Genomic DNA, 26930 nt, shown 5'->3' on the forward strand with positions numbered 1-26930 from the left:
TCCCGGGCAGGGCACACCTTGGTTTGTTGACGAGACCTAATCATTTGTACATTAGTACAAATGAACCCAGCAGCCTCGGTGCCGCCCCGGCGCATGCGCCAATTGCACCTGGCGCCAGATTGCGCGATTCCGGGAGACGGATCGCAAGCCACATTTTGGAGGAACCCCATGCAGCCCGAACCGATCCTCGATCTCGCTCATCTCGGCCACATGGAGCTGCTGACGCCGAAGCCTGACGAGAGCCTGAAATTCTTCGTCGACGTCATGGGCATGACGGTCAGCGGGCAGAAGGGCGAGTCGGTCTACTTGCGCGGCTGGGACGATTACGAGCGCTATTCGCTGAAGCTGACGGCGTCGAAGACCTCAGGCATGGAGCACATGGCGCTGCGCGCGCGCAGCCAGCAGGCGCTGGAGCGTCGCGTCGCCGCGCTCAAAGGCTCGGGCTTCGACATCGGCTGGATCGACGGCGACATGGGGCAGGGGCCGACCTTTCGCTGCCGCGACCCCGACGGCCACATCGTCGAGCTCTATTACGAGACCGAATGGTATCAGGCGCCACCGGAGCTCAAACCCGCACTCAAGAACCAGGCGCAGCGCTTTCCCGCGCGCGGCGTCAATGTCCGCCGGCTCGATCATCTCAATTGCCTTGCCGTCGACATCAAGGCCAACCGCGAGTTCTTCGAGAACTATCTCGGCTGCCGCCTGACCGAGCAGATCGTGCTCAATGACGGCCGGGAAGCTGCGATGTGGCTGACGATGACGAACAAGAGCTATGACTTCGCCTATTCGCTCGACCATTCCGGTACGCCCGGCCGCTTCCACCACGTCACCTACGCGCTCGACAGCCGCGAGGAGATTCTTCGCGCTGCAGATATCTTCCTGGAGAACGGCATTCACATCGAGACCGGCCCGCACAAGCACGCGATCCAGCAGACCTTCTTCCTCTATGTCTACGAGCCCGGCGGCAACCGCGTCGAAGTCGCCAACGCCGGCGCCCGCCTCATCCTTGCACCGGACTGGAAGCCGATCGTGTGGACCGAAGAAGAGCGCAAGAAGGGCCAGGCCTGGGGCCTGAAGACGATCGAATCCTTCCACACCCACGGCACGCCGCCGGTGGAAATGAAGAAGCACGCTTAATGTGTTGACGCACGGATGCGCGCGATCGTCTCGCGGACGCCGGTCCATGCCGGCTTGTCCGGCGCGAACTGATTGCGCAGGAAGCTGACGAGCTCCTCGACCTGGCTGTCGCTCATGCTGCCCCTGAACGCCGGCATGTAGCCGAGGTCGCTCGATGCGGGCTCAGCGATGCCGTGCAGGATCACCTGCACGAGATTGTCCGATGTCGCACTGTGCAGATTGCTGTTGAGCGCGAGCGAGGGACGGCTGCCGAACAGCGGCAGGCCGCCGACCTCGTGGCAGACGGCGCAGGCGCCCTGATAGAGCCGTGCGCCGCTGGACGAGGCGACTGTGACTTGCGTCGCGCTCTCCAGCCTCGCTGCCAGGGCGGGCGCGTCGGCCGTCGTGTCGTTGAACGAGCCGAGATAGACCGCCATCGCGCGGATGTCGGGGTCGGGCAGCGCTTTGAGATCCCTGACAACAGGCGCCATCGGCCCGGCGGCGACGCCGTGGTAGCGCGAATGGCCGGTGCGCAAATAGGCGAACAGCTCGTCCTCGCTCCATGGGATCGGCGCGTGCGAGAGCGAGGTCAGCGGCGGCGCCTCCCAGCCCTCGGCAGAGCCGCCGGCGAGATAGGCCTGACGCTGCTCGGCGCCGAGTGCATTGCGCGGCGAATGGCAGCCGCTGCAATGGCCGAGGCTCTCGACCAGATAGGCGCCGCGATTCCACTGTTCGGATTTGGCGGGATCGGGCTTGAACTCCTTGGTCTGATGGAACAGCGCATTCCAGCCCGCGAGCAGCGGGCGCAGATTGAAGGGGAAGGCCAGATTGTTCGCCGGAGCTCTCGCGCGCGCCGCGGGCTGTGCCATCAGATGGGCGTAGAGCGCCTGCATGTCGGCATCATCAGTCTTCGAGAAATGCGTGTACGGGAAGGCGGGATAGAGCTGTCGTCCGTCGCGATGCAGCCCGTCGCGCATCGCGCGCTCGAAGGCTGGATAGGACCAGGCGCCGATGCCGGTCTCGACATCGGGCGTGATGTTGGTCGAATAAATCGTGCCGAACGGCGTCTCCAGTGCGCGACCGCCGGCGTTGAGCACGCCCGTGAGGCTGGTGTGGCACTCGGCGCAATTGCCGAGGGCCGCAAGCTGCTGGCCGCGCGCGATTGTCGCGGCGGAATAGACTGATGCATCGGGCCGCGCGATGGGCGCAATGGCGCGCCCGGGCAGAAGCGCCGCGCCGATGCCGATCGCGGCGGTGCAGACGGCCGCGATGGTCGCGAAAACGCCGGCGCGTTTGGCCACGGGATTTTCCCAGATGCGCGACGGCGGCGGCGCCGCGGGGGAAGGCAAGGCCTGCGGCGTCGCCGGCACGTCGCCGTGCAATCCCCTGAGGATACGTTCCGGCGTGAACGGCGGCTCGCGGAAGCGCACGCCGGTGGCATCGAAGATCGCATTCGCAATCGCCGCTGCGCTAGGGACTGAGGCGGATTCGCCGACGCCGAGCGGCGGCTGGTCCGGCCGCGGCAGCATCAGCACGTCGATCTTTGGCACGTCGGGGAAGGGCATGATCGGATAGGCGCCCCATTCCCGCGCCGCCACGGCGCCGCGCTCGAACGAAACCTCCTCCATCAGCGCGCGGCTGGTGGACTGGATGACGTTGCCGTGGATCTGGTGGCGCACGCCGTCCGGATTGATCATCAATCCGGAATCCTGACCGGCGACAACGCGGGTGACGCTGACGTCGCCGGTAGTCTTATTCACCGCGACGTCGGCGACCCACGCCGACCAGGCTGCGCCATAGCCCGGAAATTTGCTGTGAACATAGAGCGCATAGGCAAAGCCGCGCCCGTGCGCGACCTCGCCGTCTTTCTCCTCGCGGACCGGCCGCGGCGTCCAGCCCGCGCGCTCGGCTACCGCATTGACGAGATCGACGGCGCGCTGGTCTTTGAGATAGCGCAGGCGATATTCAATGGGATCGACGCCGGCCTCGGTCGCGGCCTCGTCGATATAGGATTCATGCGCAAACGTGTTCGGCAGCGCCGAGACGCCGCGAAACCAGGACGCGCGCACGATCGGCGCCATGTCATGTGCGACGACGCGCATGTTGTCGTAATTATAGGGCGGGATCGCGGTGCGGTCGCCCATCTCGAGCACGGCAGGTTCAGGCGAGATTCGGCCGGTCAGCAGCAGCGCGAGCGTCGGTGCCGCGTTCGACGGATAGCGCGTGGCGAGATCGTAACCGGCGATGCCGCCGTCGGCATCGAGGCCGCCGTTGACGTCGATGAGCTGCGCGGCGCCCTTGGGCTCCCAGGCGTGCTCCTGCTCGCGCGTCAACTGCACGCGCACAGGCCGGCCGACCGCGCGGGATAGCAAGAGCGCGTCGGCGCTGACGTCGTCGGCGCAATTGCGGCCGTAGCAGCCGGCGGCCTCGAGCCGGATGACCTCGACCTCACTCTCCGGCCGCTCGATGAGCAGAGCGAGGTCACTGCGCAGCAGGTGCGGATTCTGCGTGCCCGACCAGACGCGGACATTGCCATCCCGGAAATCTGCGACCGCGCAGGACGGGCCGATCGAGGCGTGCATCTGGTATGGCCAGACGTAGGTGCGCTGCATCGGCTTGGCGGCGCCTGATATCGCCGCATCGACGTCGCCCTTGTCGATCAGCGTGCGTGGCGTCGATGGATGGGCCCGTAGCGCAGTCTCGACATCGGCGAGATCGGCGAGTTCTGGCGTCGGCTTCCAGGTCACCGCGAGCTGTTCCGCCGCGCGAACAGCATTCTCCTCCCGCTCGGCGACCACGCCGACGAAATCGCCGATGCGGACGACGGCCACGAGGCCGGGGATGTGGCGCACGGAAGCTTCGTCAACTGCGATCAGGCTGGTGCCGACGAACGGGCCGGCATCGACGCCGGAGTAGGGCGGACGCACCACGCGCCCGTGCAGCATGCCGGGCAAGCGGACGTCGTGGACGAAGGTCAGCTCACCCGTGGCCTTGGCGGGAAGATCGACGCGCGGCAGCGACTGGCCGACGATAGCGTAGTCGCTGGCGGCCTTGACGGCGACGTCGTCGGCGAGTTCGAGGCGAATGGTCTCGCCGCCAATCAGCTCACCATAGCTGACGCTGCGATTATGGCCGCGTACGAGGCCGTCTTCGATGCTGAGATCGGCAGCTGGTAGCTCCAGCCGCTCTGCCGCGCGCGCGGTCAGGAAGTGGCGCGCCTGGGCTGCGGCCTTGCGCAGCGGGACGGCAGTGATCTGGATGGTCTCGCTCGCAATCGTCGGGCCCTGGTTCGGCACGATGGCAGTGTCGCCGAGCACCACGACCACGCGCGCAAAGGAGACGTCGAGCTCTTCGGCGACGATCTGGCCGAGTGCGGTACGGATGCCTGTACCGAGATCGACATGGCCGTTATAGGCCGTGACCGACCCTTCTGCTGTGATGCGGACAAAGGTTTCGGACGTAACTTCGTCCACGGTGCGGACGACGACGAGCGAACCCCGCTCAGCTCCGTTCGAGAGAGGCGAGGCCATCAGTCACCGGCCTCGGCAAGCTGGCCCGATGCGCGCATCACGGCGCGCAGGATTTCGACGTGCGTGCCGCAGCGGCAGAGATTGTAGCGCAGCGCAGCGAGCGCTTCCTGCTCGGTTGGTTGCGGGGTGATCGCAAGCAGCGCCTTGGTGGTCATGATCATGCCGTTGAGGCAGTAGCCGCATTGCGCGGCCTGCTCGGCGATGAAGGCCTGCTGCACCACATCAGGCTTGTCGCGCGTTCCGAGCCCTTCGAGCGTGACTATGTCGCGCCCGGCGCAGCCGGCCACTGGAATGACGCAAGAGCGTGCGGCCGCGCCGTCGATCAGGACAGTACAGGTGCCGCATTCACCGAGGCCGCAACCATATTTCGGACCGTTGAGTCCGAGATCATTGCGCAGCACATAGAGCAGCGGCGTCTGGCGCTCTGCCGTGACGTCGTGGATCCTGCCGTTCACGGTGAGCCGGATCGGTGCCTGCGTCATCCTCGTTCCCAAACCCTGCGATCGCAAAAATTCTACGTCGCGACGATACCGTTTGTACACAAACGTGCAAGCGGCCATGCCGCAGTGCAGCGCAACTGCCCGCTTTGTGGACAGAGCTGGGAGGCAAATGGGGTTTTATTCGGCAGGCGCGCCTTTTCGCGCGCGGCGCCGCTTGACAGCACTCAGGACCGCGCGCAACATCGTTCGTATACGAATGATAACCGCCGCTGGCTTTGACATGGTGATGGAAACAACGAGCGCTGCCATCGACAAGATCCGCTGCGATGCCTGTCCAGTGATGTGCTACATCAAGCCGGGCGCGGCGGGCGCTTGCGACCGCTATGCCAATCACGACGGCAAGCTTGTCCGCGTCGATCCGCACATCATCCTCGAACGCACGGTGTCGCAGGGCGGCAAGCTCGTGCCGTTCAGCCGCACCGAAGACTGGGACGGCAAGATCGTCCATGAGCCCTCCACCTTCGTGACCGCGATCGGCGCGGGCACGACCTATCCCGATTACAAGCCAGCACCGTTCATCGTCTCCTCCGAGATCGACGGCGTCGACATGGTGACCGTGGTCACCGAGGGCATCTTCTCCTATTGCGGCATCAAGGTGAAGATCGACACCGACCGCTACCTTGGTCCGGAAACCGCGACCGTGCGCGCGCAGGGCGAGGCGGTCGGTCACGTCACAACCAGCGAATACGGCTCGCAGATGTTGTCGCTCGGCGGCGTGCATCATCTCACCGGTGGCTCCAAGAAGGAGGGCCGCGTCACCTGCGACACGTTGATGGACCTCGCCAATTGCAAGGCGGTGGAGCTGACCATCGACGGTGGCGCGAGCGTGGTGGTGCAGGCCGGCCAGCCCCCGATCGTCAACGGCGTGAAGGAAGAGCGCATGCGCGTCGGCTGCGGCTCGGCGACGATCGGCATGTTCGCCAAGCAATGGCACGGCAAGGTCGACGAGGTCGTCGTGGTCGACGACCACATCACCGGCGTGCTCAGCGAGCATCAGGCCGGCAAGCTGCTCGACATCGCCGATACCGGCATCAAGATGAAAGGCCGGCGCTCGACGCCCGGCCGCTACTTCCAGGTCGCCGATCCCGGCACCGGCTGGGGCGGCACTGACATCTCCGATCCGCTGGCGATTCTCGGCCCGTTCGATGCGAAGGAGGCCAAGCCCGGCCTCTCGATGCTGATGGTCTCCACGACCGGCGAGCATTCCTCTTACTACGTGCTCGACGAAAACTTGAAGCCGGTCGAAACGGAGATGCCTGATGACCTGAAGTTCTCGGTCGAGCGCATCCAGGAGAATTGCGAGCCCGCGCTGTGCACCGTGCTGTTCATGGCCGGCGCCGGGGGGTCGTTGCGCGCTGGCGTCACCGACAATCCGGTGCGGCTGACGCGCTCGGTGAAGGACGCGCTGACGCGTGTCACCAGCGGCGGCGCGGCGGTCTATGTCTGGCCGGGCGGCGGCATCACCTACATGGTCGATGTGACGCAAATGCCGTCAGGCGCGTTCGGCTACGTGCCGACGCCGGCGCTGGTTGCGCCGATCGAGTTCACGATGAAATTGACCGACTATGCCGCGCTCGGCGGGCACATGGACTATGTGAAGCCGCTGTCCGAGGTGAGGGGCGGTGACGATGTCCGTCAGCTGCCTTGGCAGAACCCGATCCCGGGACGGCGGGCATGACACGGCTCCCGCAAATCGCATTGCTGTCTGATGGCCGGCGGCTGCATTTGCAGGATGGACCGATTGATCTGATCGTCGAAGCGAGGGGACGCGAGCACGAGGTGCGCGCGGCTTATGAGGCCGCAGTGCGCCGCTTCACCGGTCTGCTCGACGAGCTCTGTGCGGAATTGCCGGAACTGAGGGCTGCCGCCGAGAAGCTGACCTCGCTGAAGGGCGTGGTGGCGCGTCGGATGCACGCCGCTGTCGCGCCTCATGCCGCCGATTGTTTCATCACGCCGATGGCTGCGGTGGCAGGCAGCGTGGCCGAAGAGATTCTCGGCGCGATGCTGGACGCTGCGTCGCTCGACCGGGTCTACGTCAACAATGGCGGCGATATCGCGCTGCATCTCGGGCGGGGCGAGCATTTTTCGGTCGGGCTGATGGATCGGCCGGACCGCGACGGGGTGATGCGCACCATCAGGGTCGATGCGGATGATCCGGTGCGCGGTATCGCGACCAGCGGCCGCCACGGCCGCAGCTTTTCACTCGGCATCGCCGATGCGGTGACGGTGCTGGCGGCGACGGCGTCGCAAGCCGACGCGGCTGCGACGGTTATCGCAAATGCCGTCGATCTGCCGGGGCACCCCGCCATCATCCGGCAACCCGCAAACGAGCTTCAGCCCGACAGCGATCTCGGTGCGCGTCTCGTCACCCGTGCGGTCGGTGAATTGTCGCAGAGCGAGATCGTAACCGCGCTCGAATCTGGCGCGGAATGTGCACGGCAGTTATTCGATCGCGGACTGATCGAGGGTGCCGTGCTGCGGCTTTGTGGTGATATGCTTGTCATCGGAACCAGGGATATGGAAGAGCAGCGACCGCGTCAGCTTGCGCTGGAGAACGCGGACTGTGCCTGAACAGGGAAGCGAAGCATGAGCGCGATCATCCGCAAGATCGTCACCGTCGTCGAAGAGACGCAGATGGAGATGGGCCGCCAGGTTTCGCCGCCGACCCGGCGCGCCGCGGCGATTGCCGTGATCGAAAATCCCTTTGCCGGAAAATACGTCGAGGACCTGTCGCCGCTGATCGCGATCGGCGAGGAGCTCGGCGAGCTCCTGGCGAAACGCGCGGTCGCCGCACTCGGCATCGACGGTACGAAGGCGCAGAGCTACGGCAAGGCCGCGGCTGTCGGCGAAAACGGTGAGCTGGAACATGCGGCAGCGATTCTACACCCCAAGATGGGTGCGCCGGTGCGTAAGGTGCTGAGCAAGGGCGCGGCGCTGATTCCGTCGTCGAAGAAGCGCAGCGGTCCCGGCACGACGCTCGATATTCCGCTCGGCCACAAGGATGCGGCCTTCGTGCGCAGTCATTTCGACGGCATGGAAGTGCAGATCAACGACGCGCCGCGCGCCAACGAGATCATGGTCGCAGTCGCCGTCACCGACAGCGGCCGTCCGCTGCCGCGCGTCGGCGGGCTGACCGTTGCGGAGATCAAGGGCGAAGACGGTTTGAAATGAGGACGGTTCGGAGCGGCGGGCACAGCTTCTCCGGCATGATCGTGGTCGAGAGATAAAGTTCAAAACTGGAGGTTGGGATGCGAGCAAGAAATTATCTGGTCGGCGCGGCCTTTGCGCTTCTGGCGGGCGGCATGGCTCATTCGGCCCTGGCGCAGGACATCAAGATCGGCGAGATCAACAGCTACTCGCTGCTGCCGGCCTTCACCGAGCCCTATCGCAAGGGCTGGCAGCTCGCGGTCGAAGAGATCAACGCGGCCGGCGGCATCAACGGCAAGAAGCTTGTCGTCATCTCCAAGGACGACGGCGGCAAGCCGGCGGATGCGCAGACCGCGGCCAACGAGCTCGTCTCCAGCGAGGGCGTAGCGATGCTGACGGGCACGTTTCTGTCAAACATCGGCCTCGCGGTCAGCGACTTCGCCAACCAGAAGAAAGTGTTCTTCCTCGCGGCCGAGCCGCTGACGGACGCCGTGACCTGGGCCAAGGGCAACAAGTACACCTTCCGCCTGCGTCCCTCTAACTACATGCAGGCCGCGATGCTGGTGGAAGCCGCCAGCAAGCTGCCGGCCAAACGCTGGGCGACCATCGCGCCGAACTACGAATACGGCCAGTCGGCGGTCGCGGTGTTCAAGAAGCTGATGTCGGAGAAGCGCCCCGATATCCAGTGGGTCGACGAGCAGTGGCCGCCGCAGGGCAAGATCGACGCCGGCCCGGTGGTGCAGGCGGTGGCGCAGGCCAATCCGGAAGCCATCCTCAACGTCACTTTCGGCCCGGACCTCGTCAAGCTCGTGCGTGAAGGCAATACCCGCGGTCTCTTCAAGGGACGCGAGGTCGTGTCGTTCCTGACCGGCGAGCCCGAATATCTCGATCCGCTGAAGGAGGAGACACCCGAGGGCTGGATCGTCACCGGCTATCCCTGGTACTCGCTCAAGACGCCCGAGCATGACGCGTTCCTGAAGGCCTACCAGACCAAGTACAACGACTATCCGCGCCTCGGCTCGATCGTCGGCTACCAGACCATCAAGGCGGCTGCCGCCATCCTCGCCAAGGCCGGCTCGACCGATACCGACAAGATGATCGCAGCGGCCGAAGGTCTTTCGATGCCGTCGCCGTTCGGCGAGATCACCTTCCGCAAGATCGACCACCAGTCGACCCTCGGCGCCTTCGTCGGAAAGACCGCGCAGAAGGACGGCAAGGGCGTGATGGTCGACTTCTCCTACAAGAAGGGCGCGGACTATCTGCCTGGCGATGCCGAAGTCGAGAAGCTGCGGCCGAAGGATTGATGATCTTCTCCCTCGCCCCGCTCTTCGCGGGGAGAGGGCTGGGGTGAGGGGCTCTCTCCACGCCCCGCGCCGGTGGAGAGAGCCCCTCACCCGGATCGCACCGGGACGATGCTTCGCATCGCCGAGGGCGATCCGACCTCTCCCCGCAAGGGCGGGGAGAGGTGAATTCAGACCCAACCCGGACCGCCGATGGCCTTTTATATCGTACAGTTTCTGACCGGTCTCGCCAGCGCAGCGTCGCTGTTCCTGGTGGCCTCGGGCCTGTCGATCATCTTTGGCGTGACGCGGATCGTGAACTTCGCGCATGGCGCCTTCTACATGATCGGCGCCTATATCGCCTTCACGCTGACCGAGCGCTTCTCCGGCGCGTTCGGCTTCTGGGGCGGCGTGCTCGTGGCGGCGCTCGCCGTGGCGCTGATCGGCGTCCTCGTCGAGATGGTGCTGCTCCGGCGGATCTATCATGCGCCCGAACTGTTCCAGCTGCTCGGTACCTTTGGCCTGACCCTGATGGTCGAGGATCTCGTGGTGCTGATCTGGGGCCCCGACGATCTCGTCGGCCGCCGTGCGCCGGGCTTCAAGGGCGCGGTCGATTTCTTCGGCCAGAACATCCCGAGCTATGATCTGTTCCTGATCGCGCTCGGGCCGGTCGTGCTCGGCATCCTCTGGCTGCTGTTCCAGCGCACGCGCTGGGGCGTGCTGGTGCGCGCGGCGACGCAGGACCGCGACATGGTCGCAGCGCTCGGCGTCAACCAGAAATGGCTGTTCACCTCAGTGTTCGCGGTCGGCGTCTTCCTGGCTGCGTTGGGCGGCGCGCTCCAGATCCCGCGCGATGCCGTGCATCACGCCATGGATTTGCGCATCATCGTCGAGGTCTTCGTCGTGGTCGTGATCGGTGGGCTTGGCAGCATCATCGGCGCCTTCGTTGCGGCCGTGCTGGTGTCCGAGCTGAACGCCTTCGGCATCCTCATCTTCCCGAAGATCTCGATCATCCTGGTCTTCCTGGTGATGGCGGTGGTGCTGATCGTTCGCCCGTGGGGCCTGTTCGGCAAGCCCGAGGCGCCCGCGCGCAAGACGCCGGGTCTCACCGTCAATCCCTGGCGGCCGCTGACGTCGAACGAGCGGCTGGCGGCGCTCGCGGCCCTCGTCATCGCGGCGACGTTGCCGCTGTTCGCCGGCAATTACGCACTGACCGTCGGCTCCGAGATCGCGATCTTCGTGATCTTCGCCGCCAGCCTGCACTTCCTGATGTCGGTCGGCGGGCTCGCGTCCTTTGGCCATGCGGCCTATTTCGGCCTCGGCGCCTATGGCGTCGCCTTCCTCGCCAAGATGGCGGGGCTGCCGATGATCGTCTGTCTCTTGCTCGGACCGCTGCTCGGCTGCATGGGCGCCGCGGTATTCGGCTTCTTCGCAGTGCAGCTCTCCGGCGTCTATTTCGCCATGCTCACACTCGCCTTTGCGCAGATCGTGTGGTCGATCGCGTTCCAGTGGGTGAGTGTGACCGGCGGCGACAACGGTATTTTGAGCATCTGGCCGGAGAAATGGGCGGCGAGCCCGTCGCATTTCTACTGGCTGGCACTCGGTGTCGCGGCGCTCGTGACCATTACGCTCCGGATCGCGGTGTTCTCGCCATTCGGCTATGCGCTCCGCGCCACGCGCGACTCGGTGCTGCGCAGCGAGGCGGTCGGCATCAACGCCAAGCGCATCCAGTGGACCGCGTTCGTGATTGCGGGCACCACCGCCGGCATCGGCGGTGCGCTGTTCGCCTACCTCAAGGGCAGCGTCTTCCCGGATAATCTCGGCATCTCGCTCTCGGTCGATGCGCTGGTCATGGTGCTGCTCGGCGGCGTCGAGACGGTCTCGGGCGGGGTGATCGGCGCGATTGTTTACAAAGCACTCAACATCTGGCTGGTGAGCCAGACCGATCTGTCAAAGCTCGTGCTCGGCGGCTTCATCGTGCTGATCGTCGTCGTCTTCCCCAAGGGCATTGTCGGCATGCTGGAGCTGCTGGCGCAGCGGCGCAGGAAGTCATCGCCGCCGGGATCTTCCCTGTTGGCCAAGCCGATCGAGTCCACCGAATGAGCGCCGCACCCCCACTTCTCGCGGTCGAAGGCCTGACCAAATCCTACGGCGGCATCCACGCCGTGCGCGGCGTCTCGTTCTCTCTGCGTGCCGGCGAAATTCTGGCGTTGATCGGCCCGAACGGTGCGGGCAAGAGCACCTGCTTCGATATGCTCAACGGCCAGAACAAGCCTGATACCGGCCATGTCCGCCTGCTCGGCGAGGAAACCACCGGCAAGAGGCCGCGCGACATCTGGCGCATGGGCGTTGGACGCACCTTCCAGATCACGGCCACTTTCGCCACCATGACCGTACGCGAGAACGTCCAGGTCGCGCTGATCTCGCACGGCAAGCAGCTGTTCAATCTCTGGGGCTCGGCGCCGAATGTCGACCGCGGCGAGGCCGGGCGGCTGCTCGAGCTGGTCGGGATGAGCGGCTATGCGGATCGACCCTGCGGCGAGCTTGCCTATGGCGACCTCAAGCGCCTCGAGCTTGCGGTCGCGCTTGCCAACGAGCCGAAACTGCTCTTGATGGACGAGCCGACCGCCGGCATGGCGCCGCGCGAGCGCGTCGAGCTGATGCGGCTCACCGCGCAAATCGCGCGAGAAAAATCGATTGGCGTGCTCTTCACCGAGCACGACATGGACGTGGTGTTCGAGCATGCCGACCGCATCATCGTGCTCAATCGTGGCACGTTGATCGCCGAGGGCTCGCCGGCCGAGGTGCGCGGCAATCCGCAGGTGCAGGCGATCTATCTCGGCGAAGGTCTGCTCTACGAGGCCGGGCATCGCGAGGGGGCCTCCATATGAAGCTCACGGTGCAAGACCTCAACAGCCATTACGGCCCGGCGCATATCCTGTTCGACATTGGTTTCGAGGTCGGCGAGGGCGAGGTCGTGGCGCTGCTCGGGCGTAATGGCGCCGGCAAGTCGACCACGTTCCGCTCGATCGTCGGACTCGTCGCGCAACGCACCGGCCGCATCATGTTCGAGGGCAAGGACGTCTCGGCATGTCCGACGCATGAGATCGTGCGCGAAGGCCTCGGCTATGTGCCGGAAGAGCGGCGCATCTTCACCGATCTGACGGTGGAAGAGAATCTTGAAGTCGGCCGCCAGCCGAAGCGCCCGAATGCGCCGTACTGGACTCGCGAAAAGCTGTTCACGCTGTTTCCCAATCTTGGCGAGATGAAGGGGCGTCCCGGTGGCCGCATGAGCGGCGGCGAGCAGCAGATGCTGACGATCGCGCGCACGCTGATGGGCAATCCGTCGCTGGTGCTGCTGGACGAGCCCTCGGAAGGCCTGTCGCCGAAAATCGTGGAGCAGATGGTCGATGCCATCCTGACCATGAAGAAGGAGGGCGTCAGCATCGTCGTCTCCGAGCAGAATTTGCACTTTGCGCGGTTGATTTCCGATCGCGCCTATATCATCGAGCGCGGCCGCATCTGCTTTGGCGGGACCATGGCCGAGCTCGATGCGCGTCCGGATATCCGCGACGCGCATCTGTCGTTGTGAGAGGCGGGGAGCGGATGGCGAGAAGCGTTACGGCAAAGAAGAGCCTGAAGCAGGGCAAGCCGCCTTACGTGCTCGACGAACAGGTCGGCTTCATCCTGCGCCAGGTCTGGCAGCGCCACAGCTCGATTTTCTCCCGCGACATCGGCACCAATCTGACGCCGACGCAATGGGCGGCATTGTCAAAACTCGCCGAGACCGGGCCGTGCTCGCAGAACCAGCTCGGGCGGCTGACGGCAATGGATGTTGCGACCATCAAGGGCGTGATCGATCGCCTCACGGTCCGCGGCTTGACCGAGACGAGCCAGGATCCCGAGGATGGGCGGCGCCTGCTTGTGAGCCTGACGCGCGCCGGTCAGCAGCTTGCGGAAAAGCTCGCGCCGAATGCGATTGCGATCACCCGCGAGACGCTGGCGCCGCTGGACGCGAAAGAGCGCGAGCTGCTGATGGGGCTTCTCAATAAGCTGAGGTGAAGCCAGTCTCGTAGGGTGGGCAAAGGCGCAAAGCGCCGTGCCCACCATCCTTCATCGCTTTGCAGGCGCGGTGGTGGGCACGCTTCCGCCTTCGCTCTTCGAGCTACGGCGGACAAGTCGCTTTGCCCACCCTACTGCACCGTCTCGCCAGCCTACTTCGCCACCACGTCCGGCACTCTCCCCGCCGGCGGCGTGTTGCGGCTACGTTGCGTGCGCACGATGCCATCGATGATGGTCATGCCGATGCCGGGGAGGTCGCCGAGCTGGACGCTCTCCAGAATGGTCTTGCCGGGCGAGTGCTGCGCCTTGTCCATGATGACGAAATCGGCGGAGCGGCCGACCTCGATCAGGCCGCAATCGAGCTGCCGCATCCGCGCGGTGTTGCCGGTGGCCAGGCAAAACGCGATCTCGGCCGGCAGATCGCCGAGCGAGGACAGCATCGAGACCATGCGCAGAATGCCGAGCGGCTGCACGCCGGAGCCGGCCGGCGCGTCGGTGCCGAGGATGACGCGATGCAGATCGCCCATCTCGCGCGCAATGCGCAGCGTGAACAGCGCCGAGCGCTCGTTGCCGTTGTGCACGAGCTCGAGGCCGCGCTTGCAGCCTTCACAGATGCAGCGGATCTGATCGTCGGGGAGCGCGGTGTGGCCGCCGTTGATATGGCCGACCACGTCGGTGTCGGCCTCCAGCACCACGTCCTTGTCGATCAGGCCGGAGCCGGGGATCGAGGGGCCGCCGGTGTGGATGGTGCTCTGGATGCCGTATTTGCGGGCCCAGCCAACCATCTTTCGCGCGGTCGGACCGTCCTTGACGCCGCCAAGGCCGACTTCGCCGAGCAGCTTGACGCCGGCCGCGGCCAGCTCCTTGAAATCCTCCTCGACCATCTCGCATTCGATCACGGGGGCACCGGCGTGAACCTTCACGCCGCCGGGCCGCAGATTCCAGAATGCGCGCTGGGCGAAGATCGCCATCGCCTTCAACCCGACGACGTCGCGCGGGCGACCGGGCATGTGAACCTCGCCGGCGGAAATCATCGTGGTGACGCCGCCATGCAGGTTGCTGTCGATCCAGCCGATCTGGTTTTGCCGCGGCGTCCAGTCGCCCGCGACGGGGTGGACGTGGCTGTCGATCAGGCCCGGCGCCACTGTGGTGCCGTTGGCCTCGACGATGGTGGTCGCATCGTCGGTATTGACGTCCTTGAAACGGCCGATCGCGGTGATCTTGCCGTTCTCGGCGACGATGGTGTCGCCATCCAGGATCGGCCTTTCCATCGCACCGGACAGGATCAGGCCGATATTTCGGATCACGAGCTTCGAGGGTCCGGTGGCCTGGGGTGCGTCATGCGCCATGGAAGGGCTCCTTATTCCTAACTGCAACGCTTTCGATCTTGGGCAGCCTTGACCGCGGGATCAAGTCGGATTATTCATTTGTATACGAATGATTGTGTACTAATGACGCATAGCTGACCGGCCTCGAAAAACCGCATTGGAAGCGACAGGGAAGGTGAGATGAGCAATTTCAATCAGGAAAGCGTTTTGAGCGTCCATCACTGGACCGACACGCTGTTCTCCTTCAAGACCACCCGCAGCCCGACCTTCCGTTTCCGCAACGGCGAGTTCACCATGATCGGGCTCAAGGTCGGCGAGAAGCCGCTGCTGCGGGCCTACAGCGTCGCCAGCGCCAATTACGAGGACACCCTCGAATTCTTCTCGATCAAGGTGGCGGACGGCCCGCTGACCTCGCGGCTCCAGCACCTGAAGGAAGGCGACGAGATCATCGTCAGCCGCAAGGCGACCGGCACGCTTGTCATCGACAATCTCGAAGAGGGCCGCAATCTCTATCTCATCGGCACAGGCACGGGTCTTGCGCCGTTCCTTAGCGTGATCAAGGATCCCGAGACCTACGAGCGGTTCGAGAAGGTCGTGCTGCTGCACGGCTGCCGCCACGTCAAGGAGCTCGCCTATGGCGAGATGATCACCGAGCACCTGCCGAAGGACGAGATGCTCGGCGGGTACATCCAGAACCAGCTTATCTACTACCCGACCGTGACGCGCGATCCCTTCCGCAACCGCGGCCGCATCACCGATCTTATCACCTCGGGCAAGCTGTTTGCCGATATCGGCCTGCCGGGGCTTGAGGCCGCCCATGACCGCGTCATGATCTGCGGCAGCCCGGCGCTGGTCGCCGACACCCGCATGCTGCTCGGCGAGCGCGGATTCGCCGAAGGTAACCACGGTGAGCCGGCCCAGTTCGTGGTCGAAAAGGCCTTCGCTGAGCGCTAGACGCGGAAGTTTCGCGCAATAAGACCGCATTTTCGCCGCCGCACGGGCGTTGCGGCGCCGATTCGGCGCGCGATACACTGTGGGAGCGAATCAGCGGAGTTCCCATATGGTTGCGGACAGCGACAGCAACATCGCCTGGCACCGGGTTCAGTTGAAGAAGAACCGCGCCGAGCTGAAGGCGCTCGAAACCGCGCGCTTCATGATGGGCGAGATCGCGTCCTCGAAGCGCGATGGCCAAACCCAGAAGTCGATCGCCGACCTCAAGCGCAAGATCGCGCAATCCGAACGCGTCATTGCCGACCACGACAAGCGCACGCGCCGTCCGCTCGGCACTGACGTGCAAAGCCTGAGCAATGGCAGCTGGAGCCATTGGGACGCCTATACCAACCAGCAGCAGCGCAAGGCCGGGCCGCGCTCGCCGGGGCGTGGTTAGTCCCGCTGCCCAAAAAGCCGGTTCCCGCCCTTGCGCCTGCGGCGTCGCTCACCATCTCGTTGACGCGCCACCAACCAGTTCGGTGATCCCATGTTCGGTGATCCCATATTCGTTCGGTGATCCCATGACACCGCGACTCGATTTCACCAGCGAGGCCTTCTTTCGCGATCCGCCCAAGGCCATCGCGGCCCTGCGGGCGTCCGGCCCTGTCGTCGCGACGCGCTTTCCGCTTGTCGGCGACGTCTGGATCACCACAACCCACGATGCGACCGCGCAGGTGCTGAAGGACAGCACGATCTTCACGCTGCGCAAGGAAGATGGCGACGTTGCCGGCTTGCGCTGGTGGATGCCGGGGCTGGTCAGGACCATCGCCAACAACATGCTGACGATGGACGAGCCGGATCACACCCGGCTGCGCAGCATCGTGGACGAAGCCTTTCGCCGCCGCGCCATCGTTGCGATGGAGCCACGCATCCGTGCCATCGCGGATGGCCTGGCCGATGAGCTGTTTGCGAACGGCAGCCCGGCCGATCTCGTTCAGAGCTATGCGCGCATCCTGCCGCTCTCGGTGATCTCCGAATTGCTCGGACTGCCCGTGGCCGATCGCCCGCGCTTCATCGCCTGGGCCAATGCGATGTCCTCGCTGACGAACGTCGTCAGCTTCTTTCGTCTGCTGCTCGCGTTCCGCAAGATGCGCTTCTATCTCGAACAGCAATTGCAGATCGCGCGCGAGCGGGGCGGCGAGGGCCTGATTGCCGAGCTGGTCCAGGTCGAGCGCGAGGGCGGTGAGATCATGCCGGACGAAATGGTCTCGATGGTGTTCCTGCTGCTCGCGGCGGGCTCGGAGACCACCACGCATCTCATCAGCGGCTCGGTTTACGAGCTGCTTAGGAATCCAGGATTGCGTGACTGGCTGGAAGAGGACTGGAGCCGCGTCGGGCTCGCGGTTGAGGAATTTTTGCGTTTCGTCTCGCCGGTGCAGTTTTCAAAACCGCGCTATGTGCGGCGGGACGTTGAGCTGGAAGGCGTCCGCCTGAGCAAAGGCGATCGCGTCATGGTCATGCTCGCGGCGGCGAACATGGACCCGGCGGTGCACGACAAGCCGGCGCGGCTCGATCTCGAACGCAAGCCCAACCGCCACATGTCCTTCGGCACGGGAATCCATTTCTGTCTCGGACATCAGCTTGCGCGGATCGAGGCGGCTTGCGCGCTGGAGGCACTGTTCGTGCGATGGCCGAAATTGGGTCTGGCCGTCGATCCCGCGCAGGTCCGCTGGCGCAGGCGTCCGGGCCTTCGTGCCATTGCGCGACTTCCTGTCGCGGCAGACGGCCGCGGAACGCATGTCGCTGCCGCGCAAATGGTGCCTGAGCGTTCCCTCGCGCAAGCGGACTGACCCCCGGGGTCTTCGAGAAATCGCCAGACCGGCCAGTTCCATCGGTCGAGCGCGGAACCTGCGTACGACGATACAGGATTCGTCGGAGCCAAAGCGAACGTCGCACCAGGCCTCGAAACCTTCTGTAGAACGGCCGCGTTATCCATGGAGCTCGCAAGATCATAGAGGTGCAATCATGCAAGTTCGGGAAATCATGACGCCGTCGGTGCATATTGCAGATCCCAACATGACCATCCGCGAAGCCGCACGTTGGATGCGGGCCGACAACGTCGGCGCGCTTCCGGTCGGCGAAAACGATCGTCTGGTCGGCATGATCACAGATAGAGACATAGTCATGCGCGCGGTCGCTGAGGAGCGATCAGCCGGCAACACCTCGGTTCGTGAGGTGATGTCGGAGGGCGTTTGCTATTGCTTCGAGGACGACGACGTGGAAGGCGCCTCGCAACAGATGGCGACACATCAGGTCCGACGCCTGCCGGTGCTCAACCGGCAAAAGCGTCTGGTTGGCGTCGTCGCGCTGGCCGACATCAGCAGGACTGATGACGAATGCGCGCAGGATGCGTTGAAGGACATTTCCGCGCCCACCGACATGGCGCGACTTTGAAACCAGTGCGCGAAATCAGTTTCGCCGCACCATTTTCGCAAGAGGCCGACATGACCAGCAAAATGCCACCAGTGCCAAATGCCAATCAAAGCCGAAAGGGAACCGGGGACGACAAACGGACGCCCCCAGACCAGGTGCCGCACGGTCAGCAGCGCGTGCAGAATCCGAACCAGCAGGGTCAGCAGGGCAACATCAAGCAGAACACGACCAATCAGGGCTACCAGCAGGACCGCTAAGGAGGCTGCATTCCCATGTCGACATCCACCAAGACACCAAACACCATTCGTCAGGGCGGGCCCGGCGCTTCGCACGAGAACGCGAAGGCGCCGCTGGAGATCAAGAGACCACCGGCGGACGACCCGCACCGGCAGCACAGCCGGGTGTCGGGCGGCGGCGGTGAGCATGATTCCCATCACCGGCATGATCCCGCCGGAAAGGGAGGAGGCAGGTGATCCATGAGCAGCAAGCAACCGAAACTGTACACTCCAACCAGCAAGGACATGCGCGAAAATCCCCTGATCGGTGGATCGAAGGGAACGAACATGGCCGGTACTTCGCCTGACGATCTGGAAGACGCGATGGGCGAGAACACGATCGAAGGCGACGTCGAGAATGATGTCACCATTGGCGGCGGTATCGACAAGGACGTCGCGCGCAGTGGCTCACCACGTAGAGGCCGGTGAGAGGAATTGGAGATCGAGATGCAAGGCAAGAAAACCCATGAACAACAGGTCCGCATCCTCGAGCGCAAGACCGATGCACCCGATCGGCGCCAGCTCGAGCAGGCCATTGGCCACAATCCGGAGGACACGAGGGTTCATCGTCCCAGACCGGAGGCGCGGCATAGCGAGTTTGCGGTGAGTCGCGGCGGCCTCAACCAGGAGAGCGATCACAACAAGCACAACAATCCGGGGCAGAGCGGCCATAAGCCGCCCAAGCCTTCACCGCAGCAGCAGAAACACTGAGCTTCGGGGGCGAGCATTTCAAGAGGGTAAGCCGATGCCAGGTGGACGTGGCAGCAAGACGCATTTCAGAGCGGGCATGCATGGCAAGGGCGACGGTACCGGTGCCCTCGCCGATATAGCGAAGGACAAGATCGGCGACAACGAGGTCCTGTCCAATCGCGACAAGGCGCAGCATTCCGACATCAGAGGCATGGATAGCAAATTCATCCAGACCGAGCAGTATCAGGATCACGCAGCCAATCGCCTTGGACATGACGAGGAGCCTACGAACGATTGATCCACGTGGAGAAGCGTCCTCCCGTCCAACTGCGGACCCGATCACCCGGTCCGTTTTTTTGGTGTGGCGAGGTCGCGCTCCCAGCCGAATACTGAACGACCATCGAGCTCAGGCGAAGCCGCGCGCTCGCCGGCGATGAAGGCCTCAACCGACGGCCCCTGCGCGGTGCGCTCGAGCCGCCGCGCTTGGTCGTCGAGGCGCTTGATCGCCTGCATCTCCTCCTCGCGTCCGAGCTTGGCGTTCTCGATCGCGCCCTTCAGCACGCGGATGGTCTCGTCATAGACCTTGATCGGGACGGGGTAGGGATGCCGGTCCTTGCCGCCATGAGCGAGCGAGAAGCGCGCCGGGTCCTTGAAGCGATAGGGTGCGCCGTGCACGACTTCCGCGACCATCGCCAGCGACCGCACGGTGCGCGCGCCGACACCCGGCGTCAGCAACAGCTCGGGGAAGTCGACCGGGCCGCGCTCGGCGGCAGCTGCCAGCGTGCCATGCAGGCGGCGCGCGAACACGTCCTTCGGCCTGACATCATGGTGCGCGGGCATGATCAGATGCGGCAGCATCGCCTGCGCCGGCTCGGGCTGAGTCCCGGTGAGCCGCTCGAACTCCTTGAGAATGCGATCGGGGCCGAGGTCGGTCAGCAGCTCGAGCTGCGCATGGCGCGAGACGTCGGCGCGATGGTCGGTGAGATTGACGATCTCGCCTTGCTGCGGGCCGTCGATCGCGCTGTGCGGGGCCTCGACGAAACTCTTCAGCGCTTCCGAGTGCCAGTGATAACGCCGGGCCTGGCGTTTGTCGCCGTTCATTCCCTGCTGCACGACGGTCCACTTGCCGTCGGCTGTGACGAAGAAGCCGTGGAGATAGAGATCAAAGCCGTCCTGCACGGCGGCGCTGTCGACTTTCGCCACCAGCCGGCTGGCGCGCGTGAGCTTTGCGCCGTCGAAGCCGATGCGGTCGCCGAGCTGCATCAGCTCGTCCGGTGTCTTGCGCGAATGCTGGCCGCGGCCGCCGCAGACATAGATGCCGAGCTCGTCCTGAAGCGGGCCGAGCCCGCGCTTCAGTGCACCGATCACGGAGGTGGTTATCCCTGAGGAGTGCCAGTCCATCCCCATCACGGCGCCGAACGACTGGAACCAGAACGGATGCGACAGCCGCTGCAGGAATGCATCGCGGCCGTAATGATGCACCACCGCCTGCGTGACAATCGCGCCGAGCGAGGCCATGCGGCTCGCCAGCCATGGCGGAACCCGCCCGGTGTGGAGGGGAAGATCGGCGCTGCCGGTTCGTCTGGTCATGAGTGGCCCAAGCTAGCCCAGTTCGGCGACGGTTGCATCAGCGGAATGCTGTTGCATGGGACGGGGAAGCGGAGCGAGCCGGACAGCGTTGAGCGGGCTATCCGCGACGAGATGCCGGAAGCCCTGCTGCGCGAACGCGCGCAATTGAGCGGTGCGGTCCTGCCCTATTGAGCCTTCGTCGCGCCGCGTAAGCCCGCCTGCTGCTGGATCGTATCCAAGGCGCCGGACGACTGCTCCTCTGCGACGAAGCTGTTGAGCAGCGGGAGCGCGCTCTCACGTCCCTTGGGGATCGCGATGGCCATGTGCTCGGCGCCCCAATTGCCGTCGAGGATCTTTGCGCCCGGCATCTGGTCGGACATCTCGAATAGCGTCGGCTTGTTGGTGGCGTAGAGATCGATCTCGCCGCGGCCGAACATGGCGATGGCGATCTTGACGCTCTCGGCAGGAACGATGGTTGCGTTCCTGAACTTTGCAGGCAACGTCCGCTCGGAGGTCGAGCCCTTGGTGACGCCGATCTTCACGCCCGGCTTGTCGATATCCTCGATCTTGCCGATCGGGGAATTCACTGGAACGAGATAGCCGGGCTCGATCGCCAGCACGGGCTGGCTGAAGCTGACCTCGTTGGCGCGGGCCGGGGTGGCGTTGGTCACGGTGAAATCGACCTGGCCGTCGTGGATCGCGGTGACGATGTCGGCGACACGCTGGAACCTGACATAGTCGATGGGAACGCCGAGCCGGTTCGCCAGCTCTCCGCCGAGATCGTAGGCGAGGCCGTGCGGCTTGCCGGCTGCATCTGTGACCATCGAGGTCGGGCTGCCCGGATAGATGCCGACGCGCAACGTGCCGCTCGGCGCCAGCAGTTTTGCTTCCCCGTCGGCGTGCGCGAGCGCGCCGAACATGCTGACGACTGCGATTGCGAGCACGGCGCCGCGTGCAACGTGCCCAGAAGAAGTCCTCATGTGAATGGTCTCACTGCGCGCGGATGTCGGCAGCCTTCAGCACCGGTTCCCATTTGGTCGTCTCGGCATGCATGTAGGCATCGAAATCCTTGGCGGAGGAGCCGACCGGGGCCGCGCCGATCTTGCCGAGCGTCGCCAGCACATTCGGATCCTGCAGCGCCGCCTTCAGGTCGGTCTCGAGTTTTGCGACGATCTCCGGCGGCATTTTTGCCGGTCCAAGCACGCCCCACCAGACCGAGACATCGTAGCCGGGGACGCCGGACTCGGCGACGGTCGGGACATCAGGTAGCGCCTTGGAGCGCTCGGCCGAGGTCACCGCGAGCGCGCGCACCGGGCCGCCGCCTTCGAGCTGGCCGATCGCTTCCGCGAGCGGATTGATGCTGAGCGGAATCTCGCCCGCGATCACGGCGGTCAGCGCCGGCGCCCCGCCCTTGTAGGGGATCGCGACGATCTTGGTGCCGGACATGTATTTCAGAAGCTCGCCGGCGAGATGCGCCGAGGTCCCGTTGCCGGACATGCCGTAGGAGAGCTTGTCCGGCTCCTTCCTGGCCGCGGCCAGAAGATCGCCGAGCGTCTTGTAGGGGCTGTCCTTGGCCACCACGATCGCAAGCGGCGAGGAGGCGACTTCACTGATCGCGGTAAAGTCCTTGAACGTGTCATAGGGCACGCTCGGATAGATGAACTGGTTCAGCGGATGGCCGCTGGCAACCAGGATCAGCGTGTAGCCATCGGGCGCGGCCTGTGTCAGCGCCTGCGAGGCGACGATGCCGCCGGCGCCGGGGCGGTTGTCGATCACGGGCTGCTGGCCCCAGGCTTTTGCGAGTGCCTGGCCGAGCGTCCGCGCCAGCACGTCGACCGCGCCGCCGGCGGCGTAGGGCACGAGAATGTGGACCGGCTTGCTCGGATAATTGTCGGCGGCTTGCGCGAAGCCGCCTGCGAGCAGCAGACCGGCACCGAGCATCACGGCGCCGACCTTCTTGTTCAACCCCAGCATATTCAGCACTCCTTGGGGCATTCGCGTCCGTGCGGTGGTGTTCCGAGCCGCTTCCGGACGTTGCCCGTGGTTTTTGTTGACGAGACCTGATCTTTTGTACGATAGTACAAATCACATGGTACGCAAGCCCACCAACAAGGAAACGGCCCGCAAGCCGAACATGCGCGAGGCGATCCTCGCCGCGGCCGAGGAGCTGTTCGCCACCAACGGCTTCAACGCCGTCTCGGTGCGCGACATCGCACAGGCGGCCGGGGCCAATCCCGGCAGCGTGACCTATCATTTCAAGACCAAGGACGGCCTGCTGCTGGAGATCTACCGGCGCCATTGCGGGCCGATGAATTTGCGCCGCTCGGAGCTGCTCGCCGCCGCCAAGCGCGTGCGCGATCTCCAGGATCGGCTGGAAGCGGTGGTGCGGGCCTATGTGGTGCCGGCTTTCACCTCGGGCAGCGATCTCGCCGGAGGTGGCGCGCGCTTCACGCGGCTGCGCGCCGTGATGTCGGCGGAAGGCAACGAGGTCGCGCGAAAAATCATCGCGCAGACCTTTGACGACACCAGCCACGCTTTTATCGATGCGATCCACGACAGCCTGCCGCACATTCCGCGCACCGACATCGTCTGGCGCAGCCACTTCCTGCTCGGCGCACTCTATTACTCGCTGGTGACGCCGGACCGGGTCTCGCGCCTGTCGCGGGGCGAGGCCGACGGCAATGATCCCGCCAATGCCATCGAGCAACTGGTGCAGGCCACCGTCGCCGCCTTTCAGGCGCCGGCGCTCGACCAGCCGTACCCGCGAAGCGACGGCCGGTCGTCAGCAGCAAGACTTGAAAGAAACCGCCCGAGGGGAGGCGCGTAACAGCGCTTCCGCTTGCAAGCGGACATGTGATGGGGTGTTTGAGGAAATGAACAGGCGGGAGTGCTTGCATCTCTTGACCGGACTGGCCGGCGCCGCGCTCGCGAGCCAAGCGCGTGCGCAAGGGGCCGAGCCCAAAGCCGAATCCAAGCCGATCCCGACGATCGATCCGCCGGATCCAAATCCCAAGACGCCGTCGTTCAAGCTGCCACCGAAATCCTGCGACAGCCACACCCACATCTTCGGGCCGGCGTCCCGTTATCCCTTCTCGGAGAAGCGTCCCTACAACACCGCCGACGCGCCGCTGGAGATGTTCCGCAGTGTGCACGAGAAGATCGGCGTCGAGCGCTGCGTGATCGTCAATGCCACGGTCCACGGCACCGACAATCGCGTCGTCACCGATGCGATCGCGCAGAGCGAGGGCGCCTACAAGGGCATCGCCAATGTCAGCGACGAGATGACCGGGAAGGAGCTGGCGGCGCTCGACAAGGGCGGCATCTGCGGCTGCCGCTTCGCCTTCCTCAAGCGCCTCGGTGGCGTCGGCGACATGACCAAGTTCCAGCGCATCGTGCATCGGGTCGCCGAGCTCGGCTGGCACATCGACGTCTATTTCGAGCCCGGCACGATCGCCGAATTCGCGCCGATCCTGACCGCGCTGCCGACGCCTTACGTGATCGATCACATGGGCACGGTCCAGGCCGCGAAAGGTCTCGACGATCCCGGCTTCACTGCGCTGCTCGACCTCCAGAAGAGGGACGAGAAGTGCTGGGTCAAGATCACCGGCCTCGAGCGGGCCTCCGCCGCCGGCAAGCCGTTCCACGACGCGGTGCCGTTCGCGAAGGCGCTGATCGACAACGCGCCCGGGCGCGTCATCTGGGGCACCGACTGGCCGCACCCCAACGTCAAGGTGATGCCGAATGACGGCGATCTTGTCGATTTGATCCCGCTCTACGCGCCCGGCAAGGCGATCCAGCAGAAGTTGCTGGTCGACAATCCCGCCCGCCTGTTCAAGTTCAGCTGATGAATATGATGTACACGCCGACCATTCCGCCGCCCGATCCAAACACGCGCACGCCGAAGTTCAGGCTGCCAAAGCTGTCCTGCGATGCGCATTGCCACATCTTCGGGCCCGGCGCGAAATATCCTTATGCGCCGGATCGTTCCTACACGCCGCCGGATGCTCCGCTCGAGGACTTCAAGGTCCTGCACGCCAAGCTCGGTGTGGAGCGCGCGGTCATCGTCAACGCCAGCGTGCATGGCATCGACAACACGGTGGCGCTCGACGCCATCGCGCAGAGTAACGGCGCCTATCGCGCGGTCGCCAATATCGACGACATCATCACCGAGCGCGGGCTTCGCACTCTGCACGAGGGCGGCTTTCGTGGCTGCCGTTTCAATTTCGTCCGCCATCTCGGCGGCGTCCCTGACAAGAGTGTGTTCAACCGCATCATCGCGATGGTCGCGGCGCTCGGCTGGCACGTCGATCTGCATTTCGATGCGATCGACCTGCCCGAATATGCGGACATGCTGACAAGGCTGCCGCTGAGCTACACCATTGACCATATGGGGCGGGTGAAGGCCTCCGAGGGGCTCGACCAGCTTCCGTTCAAGATCTTGATCGAGCTGATGCAGCGTGACGAAAAGTGCTGGGTCAAGATCTGCGGCTCGGAACGGGTGTCCTCCGCCGGCCCGCCATTCACCGATGCCGTGCCGTTCGCGCGCAAGATCGTCGAGACGGCGCCCGACCGCATCATCTGGGGCACGGACTGGCCACATCCCAACGTCAAGGTGATGCCGAATGATGGCGACCTCGTCGATCTGATCCCGCTATTCGCGCCGGAGCCGGAGCTTCAGCAGAAGATCCTGGTCGATAATCCCGCGCGGCTGTTTGGATTCGACGAATGACGGCGATGGCGGTCGACAAGCCGCGCGCCCGTGCCTGGTGGAAGGAGCTCTGGATCCAGGTGCTCATTGCCATGGCGGCCGGCATCGCGCTTGGGATCGTCAGTCCCGAGGCGGGCGCGAAGATGCAGCCGCTCGGGGACGCCTTCATCAAGGCGATCCGGATGCTGATTGCGCCGATCATCTTCTGCACCGTCGTCCATGGCATCGCGCATATGGCCGACATGGCGCGGGTCGGGCGGGTGGCGGTGAAGGCCATCATCTATTTCGAGGTCATGACCACGATCGCGCTGATCATCGGTCTCATCGCGGTGAATGTGCTCAAGCCCGGCGCCGGCATGAACATCGATCCCGCCAGCATCAATGCCAGCGCGGTCGAGCCTTACGTCAAGCAGACCGCCGTGATCGGCTTCGTGCCGTTCCTGATGAATATCGTGCCTGCGACGTTCATCGGCGCCTTTGCTGAGGGAAACATCCTCCAGGTCCTGTTCATTTCGGTGCTGTGCGGCTTCGCGCTGGTGCAGCTCGGCGAGCGCGCCGCACCCCTGGTCAATTTGATCGACATCTCCGCCAGGATGGTGTTTGCCGTGGTCGGCTTCGTGATGTGGGCAGCTCCAATCGGCGCGTTTGGCGCGATCGCCTTTACCGTCGGCAAGTTCGGCGTCGGCTCGCTGGCCTCGCTCGGCAAGCTGCTGGGCGGGTTCTATCTCACCTGCGTGATCTTCATCATCGTGGCGCTCGGCCCGGTGGCGCGGCTCTGTGGCTTCTCGCTGCTGAAGCTGATCCGCTACATCTGGGAAGAGCTATTGATTTGCATCGCCACGACGTCGTCCGAGACGGTGCTGCCGCGGATGCTGACCAAGCTGGAGAAAGCCGGCTGCGAGAAGAGCGTGGTTGGGCTCGTGATCCCAACCGGTTATTCATTCAATCTCGACGGCACTTGTCTCTACCTTGCCGCCGCTTCCGTGTTCCTGGCGCAGGCGACCAACACCCCGTTGGGGCTCGCCGAGCAGATCGAGCTGCTGCTGATCCTGCTCGTGACCTCCAAGGGCGCGGCGGGCATCGCGGGCGCGGCCTTTGTCGTGCTGGCGGCGACGCTGTCCGCCACCGGCTCCATCCCGGTGACGAGCGTCGCGCTGGTGCTCGGCATCCATCGCCTGATGTCGCAAGGGCTGACGCCGACCAATCTGATCGGGAACGCGGTGGCGACCATCGCGATTGCCAAATGGGAAGGGGCACTCGATCGCGAGCGCCTGAAGCGCGTGCTCGACGGCGAGGAACCTGCGGCTGCCGCGGCCTGATGAAATTGCTGCCGGGATGACGCAACCAGCCTATGATGTTGAC

The 26930-nt window shown here is 64.7% G+C and carries 27 protein-coding genes and 1 pseudogene; 22 read left to right on the forward strand and 6 right to left on the reverse strand.

Annotated features, from left to right (window positions below; genetic code table 11):
- Positions 1-168: 168 nt before the first annotated feature.
- Positions 169-1137: a catechol 2,3-dioxygenase gene (locus ABID58_RS19190; protein WP_354033887.1), complete on the forward strand. Its 969-nt coding sequence runs from the start codon at positions 169-171 to the stop codon at positions 1135-1137.
- Here ABID58_RS19190 and ABID58_RS19195 read toward each other — a convergent pair.
- Both ABID58_RS19195 and ABID58_RS19200 read right to left on the reverse strand, forming a co-directional pair.
- The gene (locus ABID58_RS19195) at positions 1134-4646 is read right to left on the reverse strand and encodes a molybdopterin cofactor-binding domain-containing protein (protein ID WP_354033889.1); all 3513 of its coding nucleotides are present in this window, start codon (positions 4644-4646) and stop codon (positions 1134-1136) included. The genes ABID58_RS19190 and ABID58_RS19195 overlap by 4 nt on opposite strands.
- On the reverse strand, positions 4646-5128 hold the full coding sequence (locus ABID58_RS19200) for a (2Fe-2S)-binding protein (RefSeq protein ID WP_354033891.1): 483 nt from the start codon (positions 5126-5128) through the stop codon (positions 4646-4648). Before ABID58_RS19200 ends, ABID58_RS19195 begins: the two co-directional genes overlap by 1 nt.
- A gap of 238 nt (positions 5129-5366) precedes the next feature.
- Between ABID58_RS19200 and ABID58_RS19205 the strand changes: the two genes are divergently transcribed.
- The 8 genes from ABID58_RS19205 to ABID58_RS19240 all read left to right on the forward strand — a co-directional run bounded on the left by ABID58_RS19205 (position 5367) and on the right by ABID58_RS19240 (position 13635).
- A complete protein-coding gene (locus ABID58_RS19205) occupies positions 5367-6824 on the forward strand; it encodes a 6-hydroxynicotinate reductase (protein WP_354033893.1) in 1458 nt (485 codons plus the stop codon).
- Positions 6821-7717, forward strand: coding sequence for a UPF0280 family protein (locus ABID58_RS19210; RefSeq protein WP_354033895.1), 897 nt, complete (start codon positions 6821-6823; stop codon positions 7715-7717). The genes ABID58_RS19205 and ABID58_RS19210 overlap by 4 nt, the downstream gene beginning before the upstream one ends.
- Before the next feature lie 15 nt (positions 7718-7732).
- The gene (locus ABID58_RS19215; protein ID WP_354033896.1) at positions 7733-8317 is read left to right on the forward strand and encodes an amino acid synthesis family protein; all 585 of its coding nucleotides are present in this window, start codon (positions 7733-7735) and stop codon (positions 8315-8317) included.
- 77 nt (positions 8318-8394) lie between these two features.
- Positions 8395-9597, forward strand: a complete 1203-nt coding sequence (locus ABID58_RS19220; protein WP_354033898.1) for an ABC transporter substrate-binding protein — start codon at positions 8395-8397, stop codon at positions 9595-9597.
- Positions 9598-9786: 189 nt separating this feature from the next.
- Complete coding sequence (locus ABID58_RS19225) at positions 9787-11676, forward strand: ABC transporter permease (protein ID WP_354033899.1); 1890 nt, start codon at positions 9787-9789, stop codon at positions 11674-11676.
- Positions 11673-12464 (forward strand): ABC transporter ATP-binding protein, encoded by a 792-nt coding sequence (locus ABID58_RS19230; protein ID WP_354033901.1) that lies wholly within the window; start codon positions 11673-11675, stop codon positions 12462-12464. Before ABID58_RS19225 ends, ABID58_RS19230 begins: the two co-directional genes overlap by 4 nt.
- Complete coding sequence (locus ABID58_RS19235; protein ID WP_148753103.1) at positions 12461-13165, forward strand: ABC transporter ATP-binding protein; 705 nt, start codon at positions 12461-12463, stop codon at positions 13163-13165. Before ABID58_RS19230 ends, ABID58_RS19235 begins: the two co-directional genes overlap by 4 nt.
- 14 nt (positions 13166-13179) lie before the next feature.
- The gene (locus ABID58_RS19240; protein WP_354033903.1) at positions 13180-13635 is read left to right on the forward strand and encodes a MarR family winged helix-turn-helix transcriptional regulator; all 456 of its coding nucleotides are present in this window, start codon (positions 13180-13182) and stop codon (positions 13633-13635) included.
- Positions 13636-13787: 152 nt separating this feature from the next.
- Here ABID58_RS19240 and ABID58_RS19245 read toward each other — a convergent pair whose 3' ends face one another.
- A complete protein-coding gene (locus tag ABID58_RS19245) occupies positions 13788-14984 on the reverse strand; it encodes an amidohydrolase family protein (RefSeq protein ID WP_354033905.1) in 1197 nt (398 codons plus the stop codon).
- A gap of 159 nt (positions 14985-15143) precedes the next feature.
- Here ABID58_RS19245 and ABID58_RS19250 point away from each other — a divergent pair, with 159 nt between their 5' ends.
- From ABID58_RS19250 to ABID58_RS19290, 9 genes are all read left to right on the forward strand, one after another.
- Positions 15144-15917, forward strand: coding sequence for a ferredoxin--NADP reductase (locus ABID58_RS19250; RefSeq protein ID WP_354033906.1), 774 nt, complete (start codon positions 15144-15146; stop codon positions 15915-15917).
- A 106-nt stretch (positions 15918-16023) separates the two neighbouring features.
- Positions 16024-16350: a hypothetical protein gene (locus ABID58_RS19255; RefSeq protein ID WP_354033908.1), complete on the forward strand. Its 327-nt coding sequence runs from the start codon at positions 16024-16026 to the stop codon at positions 16348-16350.
- Between the two features lie 124 nt (positions 16351-16474).
- The gene (locus tag ABID58_RS19260; RefSeq protein WP_354033910.1) at positions 16475-17743 is read left to right on the forward strand and encodes a cytochrome P450; all 1269 of its coding nucleotides are present in this window, start codon (positions 16475-16477) and stop codon (positions 17741-17743) included.
- 193 nt (positions 17744-17936) lie between these two features.
- Complete coding sequence (locus ABID58_RS19265) at positions 17937-18347, forward strand: CBS domain-containing protein (protein ID WP_354033912.1); 411 nt, start codon at positions 17937-17939, stop codon at positions 18345-18347.
- 50 nt (positions 18348-18397) lie between these two features.
- Positions 18398-18583, forward strand: a complete 186-nt coding sequence (locus tag ABID58_RS19270; protein WP_354033913.1) for a hypothetical protein — start codon at positions 18398-18400, stop codon at positions 18581-18583.
- A gap of 15 nt (positions 18584-18598) precedes the next feature.
- Positions 18599-18799: a hypothetical protein gene (locus ABID58_RS19275; protein WP_354033915.1), complete on the forward strand. Its 201-nt coding sequence runs from the start codon at positions 18599-18601 to the stop codon at positions 18797-18799.
- Positions 18800-18802: 3 nt separating this feature from the next.
- Entirely contained in the window at positions 18803-19030 is a 228-nt protein-coding gene (locus ABID58_RS19280; protein WP_148749366.1) for a hypothetical protein, read from the forward strand.
- Between the two features lie 18 nt (positions 19031-19048).
- Positions 19049-19312, forward strand: a complete 264-nt coding sequence (locus ABID58_RS19285; protein ID WP_148749475.1) for a hypothetical protein — start codon at positions 19049-19051, stop codon at positions 19310-19312.
- Between the two features lie 34 nt (positions 19313-19346).
- Entirely contained in the window at positions 19347-19589 is a 243-nt protein-coding gene (locus tag ABID58_RS19290) for a hypothetical protein (RefSeq protein ID WP_354033917.1), read from the forward strand.
- Positions 19590-19630: 41 nt separating this feature from the next.
- On the opposite strand, the gene ABID58_RS19295 is transcribed toward ABID58_RS19290, so the two are convergent.
- The 3 genes from ABID58_RS19295 to ABID58_RS19305 form a co-directional block, all read right to left on the reverse strand.
- On the reverse strand, positions 19631-20881 hold the full coding sequence (locus ABID58_RS19295) for a DUF763 domain-containing protein (RefSeq protein WP_354033919.1): 1251 nt from the start codon (positions 20879-20881) through the stop codon (positions 19631-19633).
- A 164-nt stretch (positions 20882-21045) separates the two neighbouring features.
- On the reverse strand, positions 21046-21840 hold the full coding sequence (locus tag ABID58_RS19300) for an ABC transporter substrate-binding protein (protein ID WP_354033921.1): 795 nt from the start codon (positions 21838-21840) through the stop codon (positions 21046-21048).
- Between the two features lie 10 nt (positions 21841-21850).
- Positions 21851-22834: a tripartite tricarboxylate transporter substrate binding protein gene (locus tag ABID58_RS19305; RefSeq protein ID WP_354033922.1), complete on the reverse strand. Its 984-nt coding sequence runs from the start codon at positions 22832-22834 to the stop codon at positions 21851-21853.
- A gap of 115 nt (positions 22835-22949) precedes the next feature.
- Between ABID58_RS19305 and ABID58_RS19310 the strand changes: the two are divergent.
- The 4 genes and pseudogenes from ABID58_RS19310 (at position 22950) to dctA (ending at position 26887) form a co-directional block, all read left to right on the forward strand.
- Positions 22950-23659: pseudogene (locus ABID58_RS19310) on the forward strand (TetR/AcrR family transcriptional regulator).
- 74 nt (positions 23660-23733) lie between these two features.
- Positions 23734-24705, forward strand: a complete 972-nt coding sequence (locus ABID58_RS19315) for an amidohydrolase family protein (RefSeq protein ID WP_354033923.1) — start codon at positions 23734-23736, stop codon at positions 24703-24705.
- Positions 24705-25589: an amidohydrolase family protein gene (locus tag ABID58_RS19320; protein WP_354033925.1), complete on the forward strand. Its 885-nt coding sequence runs from the start codon at positions 24705-24707 to the stop codon at positions 25587-25589. Before ABID58_RS19315 ends, ABID58_RS19320 begins: the two co-directional genes overlap by 1 nt.
- The gene (gene dctA, locus ABID58_RS19325) at positions 25586-26887 is read left to right on the forward strand and encodes a C4-dicarboxylate transporter DctA (protein ID WP_354033927.1); all 1302 of its coding nucleotides are present in this window, start codon (positions 25586-25588) and stop codon (positions 26885-26887) included. Before ABID58_RS19320 ends, dctA begins: the two co-directional genes overlap by 4 nt.
- The last annotated feature ends 43 nt before the right edge of the window (positions 26888-26930 follow it).

This window comes from Bradyrhizobium sp. S3.2.6 (assembly GCF_040546885.1).
Lineage (GTDB): Bacteria > Pseudomonadota > Alphaproteobacteria > Rhizobiales > Xanthobacteraceae > Bradyrhizobium > Bradyrhizobium cytisi.